Genomic DNA, 9,860 nt, shown 5'->3' on the forward strand with positions numbered 1-9,860 from the left:
TCAGCGAGGCAGACGCGCCCGCCAACTGGCGGGCAGCGCGCGCAGCACCCCTTTGCGCGACACGTGCCAAAAGCCCGAGAGCAGGAGCAGCACGCCGCCCACCGTAAATGCCGCGACGGGCAGGTAGCCGCTGAATCCCGTGTCGAATTCACTGGGTTCCTGCACCGCGCCCACCAACATCCGCAGGATGGCGTTGAGCAGATAGATCACCGAGGAAAGCATGAGAGCGCGGCGGTCGACGATCAGCGAGACGAGGGTGAGCACGAGAAAAGCCATCATCACGATGAGCGGATGGTTCGGCATCAGCATCGAGAAGATCGGGTGAGTGACCATCGTTGCGGCGAGCAGATGAAGCCAGAAGGCGACGTCCGAGCGCAGAGTCGTGCGTTGCGGATCCTGAGCGTCCCAGCGCAGCGCCCAGGCGAAGACGATGAGGCCGGCGACGATGTTGCCGATCATCAGCCAGCCCGTCGCCTGCGGATTGAGGGTGAGCACGTGCACCCAGACCGCCACGACGACAGCGAAAATGCCCATGGCGATTACCGCCGGAACACGGAAGCGCCACCAGTAAAGCGCAGCGCCCAGCGCCGGCAAAAGGCAGGTGGCGACGAGCGTCCAACCGTTCAACGCGCCCCGCAATGCCTGCTCGTTGTCGTGAAACAGCGAAGCGTTGCCGATGCCGAGCAGCGCGGAGTTCGAGACGAAGATGGCGGAGAACAGGAGCGCAGGCAGCGCCATGCGCCGCCGCCGCACGAAGATTTCGGAGAGTCCCCAAGCCAGCGCGCCGGCGAGCATCATTTGCGTCCATGACGGCAATGCGCGCGTCATCATGACCGCGCCGAACGTCATCAGCCACGCCGCGATGACGACGAAGACATCGTTGAAGCTGGTAACGAGCCGCAGCGGTTCGTCGTCGATGCGTTGCTGTGACGCCGGCGAGGGGACCTCGGCCGGTTCGCCTTGCGGCGGTGTCTGAAGGTCGGATGTCGTCATGGCGGGATGCGCTCAGGGATACGTTGCGAAAAGTGTATCCCTCTGATGAGCGCATCCTGCTGAAGATCCCAAACGGATAGCGGGTCGGGCCAGAATCAGCTTTTCCCTAAGGTTCTGCAGTGCTGCGGTGCTGCGGTCGTCAGCCCGCCAACGCCATCGCCTCGATTTCCACGGCGACGCCATGACTGAGCGCGGACACCGGCACCACGCAACGCGCCGGTTTGGCCTCGCCGGCCCACGCGGCATAGACCTCGTTGAAGGAGCCCCAGTCGTCCACATTCGTGATGTACACGCGCACCTGCACCAGACGGCTGATGCTCGTGCCGCATGCGGCGAGGATCGTGGCCACATTGTCGAGCGCCTGCTTCGCCTGCACGGCGAACGGGGCGCCCACGAGACGTTCACCTTCGGGTGTGATCGGCAACTGCCCCGACACGAACACGAATCCGTTGGCGCGAATGCCATGAGAATAGTGGCCGCGCGGCGGCTGCAAGGTCGGCACGTTCACCGATTCGATATCGCGATCCTGCGCACTCATACGGTTTCTCCGAGCGTAAGTTTGGCGAAGCGCACCAGATCGACGTTGCCGCCGGACAAGAGGATGCCCACGCGCTTGCCGCGAACATCGACCTTGCCGTGAAATGCCGCCGTCGCCGCAAGGCAGCCCGTCGGCTCGACCACGATCTTCATGCGGCTCGCGAAGAATGTCATGGTCTGCACGAGTTCGTCGTCGCTCACCGTCAGGATGTCGTCCGCCAGCGAGCGGATCACCGGGAACGTGTACTGACCGAGATGTTGCGTCTGCGCGCCGTCCGCAATCGTGCGCGGCGTGTCGATGTGGACGATTTCCCCTTTGCGGAAGCTCTGCTGCGCGTCGTTGCCGGCTTCGGGCTCGACACCGTAAATCTCGATGTTCGGATGCAACGCCCGTGCTGCGACCGCGCAGCCGGACAGCAGTCCGCCGCCGCCGAGGCAGACCAGCAGCATGTCCAGCTCGCCGGCGTCCTCGATCAGTTCCTTGGCCGCCGTACCCTGACCGGCCATCACGTGAGGGTGGTCGTAAGGCGGAATCAGGGTCATGCCGCGCTCGTTCGCCAGACGCGTGGACAGCGTCTCGCGATCTTCCGTGTAGCGGTCGAACAAGATGACTTCAGCCCCGTAGCCACGCGTGGCGTCGATCTTCATTTGGGGGGCGTCCTTGGGCATGAGGATGACCGCAGGCACCCCCAGCTCGCGGGCCGACAGCGCAATCGCCTGCGCATGGTTGCCGGAGGAGAACGCGAGCACGCCACTACGGCGCTGCTCCGCATTGAATTGCGAAATCGCGTTGTAGGCGCCGCGGAACTTGAAGGCGCCCATGCGCTGGAAGTTCTCTGCCTTGAAGAACAGGCTCGCGCCGGTCATGGCGTCGGCGGTGCGTGAGGTGAGCACCGGCGTGCGATGCGTCGCTTCGCGAATCCGGTCGTGCGCGGCGACGATGTCGCCGTAGGTGATCGCCAACGTAGGGGCTGACGTGGAGGTGGTCATGATGCGCCTTTCGGGTCGGAGAGATAGGTGTAGACAGTCGAGCGTGCGATGCCCAGCGTACGCGCGACTTCGGCATGCGCGTGACGCAGATCGAGCAGCCCGCGCGCTTCGAGCAGACGGATCGCTTCGCGGCGTTGCGCGAGCGTCAGGCCTTGCGGTGTGGTGTTGCGTTGCGCTGCAAAGTCCGTGATGAGCGGGGTGATGTCGTCCAGACGCCGGTTGGAAAGCGTTTCCCTCACCGACACCGGCGCCTGATTCGGCACGCTCACCAACTGTTGAATGCCCGAGGCCGCCGCCGCGAGCATCGAGATGTCCATGTTCAGGCAGATGGCGGCCACATACTCGCCACGGCTGTTCTTCAGCCCGATGGACGTGCTCTTGGCCGGTCGCCCGTCCGGAAACCGGTTGGCGTAGTTTGCAATGACTTCGGGGAACGCCGGATCGGCAATGCGGGCGAGGCCCATTTCCGTGACGGCGTCGCCCGGCTCGCGGCCTGACAGATTGTTAGCGATGGCCACGATGGCGTGATCGGGATCGGTCAGATCGTGCAGCACCACTTCGACGAGCGGCGCGAAGGTCTGGCCGAGCGCCTCGACGATCTTGCGTCCTTCACGCAGCAGCAGTGTGTTCTCGTCGAGTTTGCCCGTGGCGGGAGATTTTGCGGATTTCATGATTTGACATTATGTCACTGCATGACGAAATGTCAAATTGCAGTCGAAAAATACGCCCGATGCCGGTCGTGCTTACCCCGCGAGGGGGATGAGACGCCGGACAGCGGGCGTTTCCTTCAGACGAGTTCCTTTTCCGCCAACTCGCTCTTGAGATAGCCGTAATAGATCGGCGCGGCGACCAGCCCTGGCAGGCCGAACGCGGCTTCCAGCACGATCATCGCCAGCAGCAGTTCCCAGGCCCGTGACTGGATCTGGGTGCCGACGATCCGGGCGTTCAGGAAATATTCGAGCTTGTGGATGACGACCAGGAAGACGAGCGCCGAGATCGCTACGTACAGCGACATCGCCAGGCCCAACACGACGATGAACGTGTTCGAGATCAGGTTGCCCACGACCGGCAGCAGGCCGACGACGAAGGTCACGACGATCATCGTCTTGCGCAGCGGCAGATGAATCCCGAACAACGGCAGAATGCCGACCAGAAAGATGGCCGTGAACAGCGTGTTGATCGCGGAGATCTTCAACTGAGCGAACACGATGCGGCGAAACGCGTCGCCGAACAGCGTAACGCGACGCGTGAGCGCGGCGGCCAGCGGGCGCATGTGATGCACCGGCCGGATCGTCGAGAGCGCCACGAGCGCGCCCAGCACCAGCCCGATGATGATGTGCACCAGCGAGTTGAGCGCTTCCTTGCCGACGAACGATACTTCCTGCGTGTGATCCTTCAGGAAGCCGGTCATGGCGTCATGAATATCCTGACTGTCCGCCGGCAGCCGGTCGGTCAGCCACATCGGCAATTGAGAGCGCGCCTGCTCGAGCGCTTGCATCATCTTGCCGTTGATGTGTTCCAGATGCCCGGCATCGCTGCGGAAAAAGGTGATGACGCCGAAGACCAGCGCCGTCATCAGCGCGACGATGACGGCCGATAGCAGTGCCACCGCGACCAGCCTGGCGCGTTCGCTGGAGATGCGAAGTTGCAGGCGCGGCCCCAGCACATGGACGAGTTGATAAACCACCATGCCCGCGAGCACCGCCGAGAGCAGATGAATGCTGAGAATCAGCCAGAGGGCCACGGCGGCGAACACATAGCTCGCCAGTTCGACCCAGAAGTTCCGGTCCGGAGTCCAGCCAGAGCGCGGTTCCATGAGATGACGTCCTTAAAAAATCCCCGCGTCGCGACGACGTTTACGAGGGGCGGGGCGCCGCAATGCGTTCTTGCCGCGCCCACCCGGCGGTGTCCGATCCACGGGTGTCTTGCGTCGTACTTGCTACGCCCGATTTACTTCCCGCGCTTGAGCAGCGGCGCGAGGTACTTGCCGGTAAAGCTGGCCTTGCTCGCGGCCACTTGTTCGGGCGTGCCCTGCGCAATAATCTGACCGCCGCCCGCCCCCCCTTCAGGACCGAGATCGATGACCCAATCGGCGGTTTTGATCACGTCGAGATTGTGTTCGATGATGACCACCGTATTGCCCTGATCGCGCAGGCGGTGAATGACCGTGAGCAGCAGTTCGATGTCGTGGAAGTGCAGGCCGGTCGTCGGTTCGTCAAGGATATACAACGTACGGCCGGTGTCGCGCTTCGACAATTCGAGCGAGAGCTTCACGCGTTGCGCTTCGCCGCCGGAGAGCGTGGTGGCCGACTGGCCGAGCCGGATGTAGCCGAGGCCGACATCGAGCAACGTCTTGAGCTTGCGCGCCACGACCGGCACCGGCTTGAAGAACTCGTGCGCCTGCTCGACGGTCATGTCGAGCACTTCGGAGATGTTGCGTCCCTTGTACTGAATTTCCAGCGTTTCGCGGTTGTAGCGCTTGCCGTGGCAGACGTCGCAAGGCACGTACACGTCCGGCAGGAAGTGCATTTCGACCTTGATGACGCCGTCGCCCTGGCACGCTTCGCAGCGTCCGCCCTTCACGTTGAACGAGAAACGCCCCGGATCGTAACCGCGCTCCTTGGCAGCGGGCACGCCCGCGAACAGTTCGCGAATCGGCGTGAACAGACCGGTGTAGGTGGCGGGGTTCGAGCGCGGCGTGCGTCCGATGGGCGACTGGTCGACGTTGATGACCTTGTCGAAGTGCTCCAGCCCCTCGATTTGCTCGTACGGCGCCGGTTCGGCCGACGAGCCGTAGAGATGGCGCGCGACGGCGTGATACAGCGTGTCGTTGATGAGCGTCGATTTGCCTGAGCCGGAGACGCCGGTCACGCAGGTCAGCAGGCCCACCGGCAGGTCCAGATTCACGTGTCTGAGGTTGTTCCCGGTGGCGTCGAGAATCCGCAGATAGTCGTCGCCCGGCGCACGGCGCTCCGCAGGCACTTCGATGCGGCGTATGCCCGAGAGGTACTGGCCGGTCAGCGACTCCGCCGACTTCTCGATTTGCTCGGGACTGCCCTGGGCGATCACGGTGCCGCCGTGAATCCCCGCGCCGAGCCCCATGTCGACGACATAGTCGCTCGCGAGAATCATGTCCTCGTCGTGCTCGACCACGATCACCGAATTGCCGAGGTCACGCAGGTGCTTGAGCGTGCCGATCAGGCGGTCGTTATCGCGCTGATGCAGGCCGATCGACGGCTCGTCGAGCACGTACATCACACCCGTGAGCCCCGAGCCGATCTGCGACGCCAGACGAATGCGCTGCGCTTCGCCGCCCGAGAGTGTGTCGGCGCTGCGCTCGAGCGAGAGATAGTCGAGGCCGACGTTGTTGAGAAACGTCAGGCGCGCGACGATTTCCTTCACGATCTTGTCGGCGATCTCGCGTTTGGCGCCGTGCAGCACCAACTCGTGGAAGTAGCCGAGCGTTTCGCGTAGCGGCAGATTGCCGATCTCATAGATCGCGCGCGCCTGCTTGTCTTCACCGACCTTGACGAAGCGGGCCTCGCGACGCAGACGACTGCCTTCGCAGTCCGGGCAGGCGCGGTTGTTCTGATACTTGGCGAGTTCTTCGCGCACGGCGACCGAATCCGTTTCGCGATAGCGACGCTCCAGATTCGGGATGATGCCCTCGAAGGCGTGCGAGCGTACCGAGGTGCGCCCCTTCTCGTTCACGTAGGTGAAGGGAATTTCCTGCTCGCCGGAGCCGTACAGCACGATCTTCTGCGTGGCTTCCGGAAGTTCCTCGAACGGTGTGTCCACGTCGAAGTCGTAGAACGCTGCGAGGCTTTGCAGCATCTGGAAGTAAAACTGGTTGCGTCGATCCCATCCCTTGATCGCGCCGGATGCCAGCGAGAGCGCCGGAAAGGCGACGACGCGCTTCGGATCGAAGAACGTCATCTGGCCCAACCCGTCGCAGGTCGGGCAGGCGCCCATCGGGTTGTTGAACGAGAACAGGCGCGGTTCGAGTTCCTGCAACGAGTACGAGCACACCGGGCAGGCGAACTTCGAGCTGAAGACGTGTTCCTTGTCGGTATCCATTTCCAGCGCAATGGCGCGCCCGTCGGCCAGACGCAGCGCCGTCTCGAAAGATTCCGCCAGACGTTGCTTCAGATCGGCGCGCACCTTCACGCGGTCGATGACCACGTCGATGGAGTGTTTTTCCGTCTTCTTGAGCTTGGGCAGCGCCTCGATGTCGTACACGCGCGCCGTGCCTTCATTGGCCGCACCGCCGCCGGAGCGAATGCGAAAACGTACGAAGCCCTGCGCCTGCATCGACTCGAACAGGTCGGCATGCTCGCCTTTGCGATCGACCACGATCGGCGCGAGGATCATGAGCTTCGTGTCTTCGGGCAGGGCCAGCACGGCGTCGACCATCTGCGAGACGCTTTGCGATTCGAGCGGCAGGCCGTGGTCCGGGCAGTAGGGCGTGCCCACACGAGCGTAGAGCAGACGCAGGTAGTCGTGGATTTCCGTGACCGTGCCGACCGTAGAGCGCGGGTTGTGCGACGTCGCCTTTTGCTCGATGGAAATGGCCGGCGACAACCCTTCGATCAGGTCGACATCGGGTTTTTCCATCAATTGCAGGAACTGGCGGGCATACGCCGACAGGCTTTCGACATAGCGACGCTGACCTTCCGCGTACAGCGTATCGAAGGCGAGCGACGACTTGCCGGAGCCCGACAGGCCGGTGATCACCACGAGTTGGTGACGCGGCAGGTCGAGACTGACGTTCTTCAGGTTGTGGGTGCGAGCCCCACGAATACGAATGGTTTCCATTGACGGTTCCGGGTCGTCGCCGAGGAATCCACGCGGCGAATTGTCGCGGGGCGGTTTTCGGCCCCCAGGCGCCTGAATTTCCCGAGACGCTGGAGCGCGCCGGCACGGCGTTTGCCGGGCATCGACGTGGCTGGCGCACAGCATGCGGCGGGAGCGGTCGGGCGGGCCGCTGGGGGGAAATCCGGGCGGCTAAACCTGCTAATATACCTAAGTTTGATTGCCGGGGCTGATCCCTGCCGGCGGGCTGCTTCGGGCCCCCGTGCGGCATGGGCTTCAGATGGGGACGAACCGCCCGATTTCCAGAGGCCGGTGCCCGTCCTTCGCCCGTGGGGCCAAACGGCTGTCCGCGTGCCCGCCGGGGCGACTGACAAACCGTACGCCCGGGCGCAATCTATCAGACGATTCCGAGGCTGCACGCGCTTTTTCCATCTCTCAGGACGTAATGTCGACTGATTCCGTGACTTCCGCTTCTCCTGCCTCGACACGCGGCCGAGGGGGCCGCATGACCCCGCTAGAAGTGCGCGCCAGCGCGTCGCTCGCGGGGATTTTTGCATTGCGCATGCTCGGCCTGTTCCTGATCATGCCGGTGTTCTCGGTCTTCGCTCAGACGATTCCGGGGGGCGACAATACGTTTCTCGTTGGGCTGGCCATCGGCATTTACGGTTTGACGCAGTCGTTGCTCTACATCCCGTACGGATGGGCGTCTGACCGGCTGGGCCGCAAGCCGGTCATCATCTTCGGTCTGATCGTGTTCGCCATCGGCTCGCTGGTAGCCGCGCTGGCGCATGACCTGACGTGGATCATCGTGGGCCGGGCGATTCAGGGCGCTGGCGCGATTTCGTCGGCGGTCATGGCCTGCGTGGCGGACCTGACGAGCGATGCGAACCGCACCAAGGCGATGGCGATGATCGGCGGGAGCATTGGCGTGTCGTTCGCTGTCGCGATCGTGTGCGCTCCGTTCCTGTACCACTGGCTTGGCATGAGCGGCTTGTTCTCGGCCATCGGCATTCTGGCGGTGCTGGCGATATTCGTGGTGCTGTGGGTGGTGCCTGCGCCGCCGGTGCATGCCAAGGCGGGGCCGGCACCGTTCTCGGAGGTGCTGCACAACCCGGAACTGCTGCGGCTGAACTTCGGCGTGTTCGTGTTGCATGCCACGCAGACGGCGCTGTTCGTGGCGATGCCGCGTATGCTGGTCGCGGCCGGCTTGCCGGTGGCGCAGCATTGGGAGGTTTATCTGCCGGTGATGGGACTGTCGTTCGTCGCGATGGTCCCTGCGATCATTGCGGCGGAAAAGCGGGGAAAGATGAAGGCGGTGCTGCTCTCGGCGATTGCGCTGGTGGCGGTGGCGCAGGTCGCGTTGGGTGGGTTGCCGCCGACGGTCGGCGTGATCGCCGTGGTGTTGTTCGTGTACTTCCTGGGCTTCAATGTGCTGGAGGCGTCGCAGCCGTCGCTGGTGTCGAAGCTGGCGCCGGGGCAGCGCAAGGGCGCGGCAGTCGGGGTGTACAACACGACGCAGGCACTGGGCCTGTTCTGCGGGGGGGCGCTAGGGGGTTTTCTGATGACCCACTACGGTCAAAACGCAATCTTTCTGACTTGTGCGGCCGGCGCGGTCGTGTGGCTTATAATCGCCGCACCGATGAGGACGCCAGCGCCTCGTCAATCCTGATCGGATTTCAGCAATACCGGAGAAAGATTTATGGCATCAGTCAACAAAGTGATCCTGGTCGGCAATTTGGGTGCCGATCCCGAAGTCCGCTACATGCCGAGCGGCGATGCGGTGGCGAATATTCGTCTGGCGACGACCGACCGTTACAAGGACAAGCAGTCCGGCGAGTTCAAGGAAATGACGGAATGGCACCGCGTGTCGTTCTTCGGTCGTCTCGCGGAAATCGTCAACGAGTATCTGAAGAAGGGTTCGTCGGTGTATATCGAAGGTCGTATCCGCACGCGCAAGTATCAGGCGCAGGACGGCACTGACCGTTACAGCACGGAAATCGTGGCGGACCAGATGCAAATGCTGGGTGGTCGCGGCGGCAGCGAAGGCGGCGGTGGTGGTGGTGGCTACTCGCGCGGCGGTGACGAAGGCGGTGGTGGCGGCGGCTATTCGCGTGGCGGCGGTGGCGGCGGCGGCGGTGGTCGTCAGCAAGCCCCGGCCAAGCAGTCCGGCGGCGGCTTCGACGACATGGACGACGATATTCCGTTCTAAACCCTACTTAGTTGCCTCTTGTTGGCTCAAAGCCCGCGCTCCAATAGGACGCGGGCTTTTTTCTTTACCAACACTTTTTTCAAGAGCGCTTGGCGGTAGAACTTAACCAATACTTGCGGGAAATGTTGGTTGTCCACCACCTTTGTCACCAAGGCAGTGCAACTGTGTGGGGAAAATTGCAGAGGTGGGCCAAGATTGAAGCGGCCGCTTTGATTGTCCGGAACTCGCCCTAATGGCTGAGTTGACATGCCCCCTGCAAACAGGGCCAGCCGGATTCTAGTAAAGTTCGTTTTCGGAGAAGAAGACGAACATGAAGAAG

The 9,860-nt window shown here is 63.1% G+C and carries 9 protein-coding genes; 2 read left to right on the forward strand and 7 right to left on the reverse strand.

Annotation, left to right across the window (positions count from 1 at the left end; translation table 11 throughout):
* From PAN31108_RS19845 to uvrA, 6 genes are all read right to left on the reverse strand, one after another.
* A complete protein-coding gene (locus tag PAN31108_RS19845) occupies nt 1-993 on the reverse strand; it encodes a hypothetical protein (protein ID WP_150670493.1) in 993 nt (330 codons plus the stop codon).
* Between the two features lie 139 nt (nt 994-1,132).
* Nucleotides 1,133-1,531, reverse strand: coding sequence for a RidA family protein (locus PAN31108_RS19850; protein ID WP_150670494.1), 399 nt, complete (start codon nt 1,529-1,531; stop codon nt 1,133-1,135).
* Nucleotides 1,528-2,520: a threo-3-hydroxy-L-aspartate ammonia-lyase gene (locus tag PAN31108_RS19855; RefSeq protein WP_150670495.1), complete on the reverse strand. Its 993-nt coding sequence runs from the start codon at nt 2,518-2,520 to the stop codon at nt 1,528-1,530. The genes PAN31108_RS19850 and PAN31108_RS19855 overlap by 4 nt, the downstream gene beginning before the upstream one ends.
* Entirely contained in the window at nt 2,517-3,191 is a 675-nt protein-coding gene (locus tag PAN31108_RS19860) for a helix-turn-helix transcriptional regulator (RefSeq protein WP_150670496.1), read from the reverse strand. Before PAN31108_RS19860 ends, PAN31108_RS19855 begins: the two co-directional genes overlap by 4 nt.
* A gap of 116 nt (nt 3,192-3,307) precedes the next feature.
* Nucleotides 3,308-4,336, reverse strand: a complete 1,029-nt coding sequence (locus PAN31108_RS19865) for an AI-2E family transporter (RefSeq protein WP_150670497.1) — start codon at nt 4,334-4,336, stop codon at nt 3,308-3,310.
* A gap of 134 nt (nt 4,337-4,470) precedes the next feature.
* Entirely contained in the window at nt 4,471-7,335 is a 2,865-nt protein-coding gene (gene uvrA, locus PAN31108_RS19870; RefSeq protein WP_150670498.1) for an excinuclease ABC subunit UvrA, read from the reverse strand.
* Nucleotides 7,336-7,837: 502 nt separating this feature from the next.
* On the opposite strand from uvrA, the gene PAN31108_RS19875 reads away from it, so the two are divergent.
* Together PAN31108_RS19875 and PAN31108_RS19880 are read left to right on the forward strand one after the other, a co-directional pair.
* Complete coding sequence (locus PAN31108_RS19875; RefSeq protein WP_150670499.1) at nt 7,838-9,001, forward strand: MFS transporter; 1,164 nt, start codon at nt 7,838-7,840, stop codon at nt 8,999-9,001.
* Between the two features lie 30 nt (nt 9,002-9,031).
* The gene (locus tag PAN31108_RS19880; protein WP_150670500.1) at nt 9,032-9,541 is read left to right on the forward strand and encodes a single-stranded DNA-binding protein; all 510 of its coding nucleotides are present in this window, start codon (nt 9,032-9,034) and stop codon (nt 9,539-9,541) included.
* 26 nt (nt 9,542-9,567) lie between these two features.
* Here the strand turns inward: PAN31108_RS19880 and PAN31108_RS26630 are convergent.
* The coding region (locus tag PAN31108_RS26630; protein WP_217426339.1) for a hypothetical protein at nt 9,568-9,860 on the reverse strand (293 nt) is incomplete at its 5' end.

Source organism: Pandoraea anhela (assembly GCF_902459655.1).
Taxonomy (GTDB): domain Bacteria; phylum Pseudomonadota; class Gammaproteobacteria; order Burkholderiales; family Burkholderiaceae; genus Pandoraea; species Pandoraea anhela.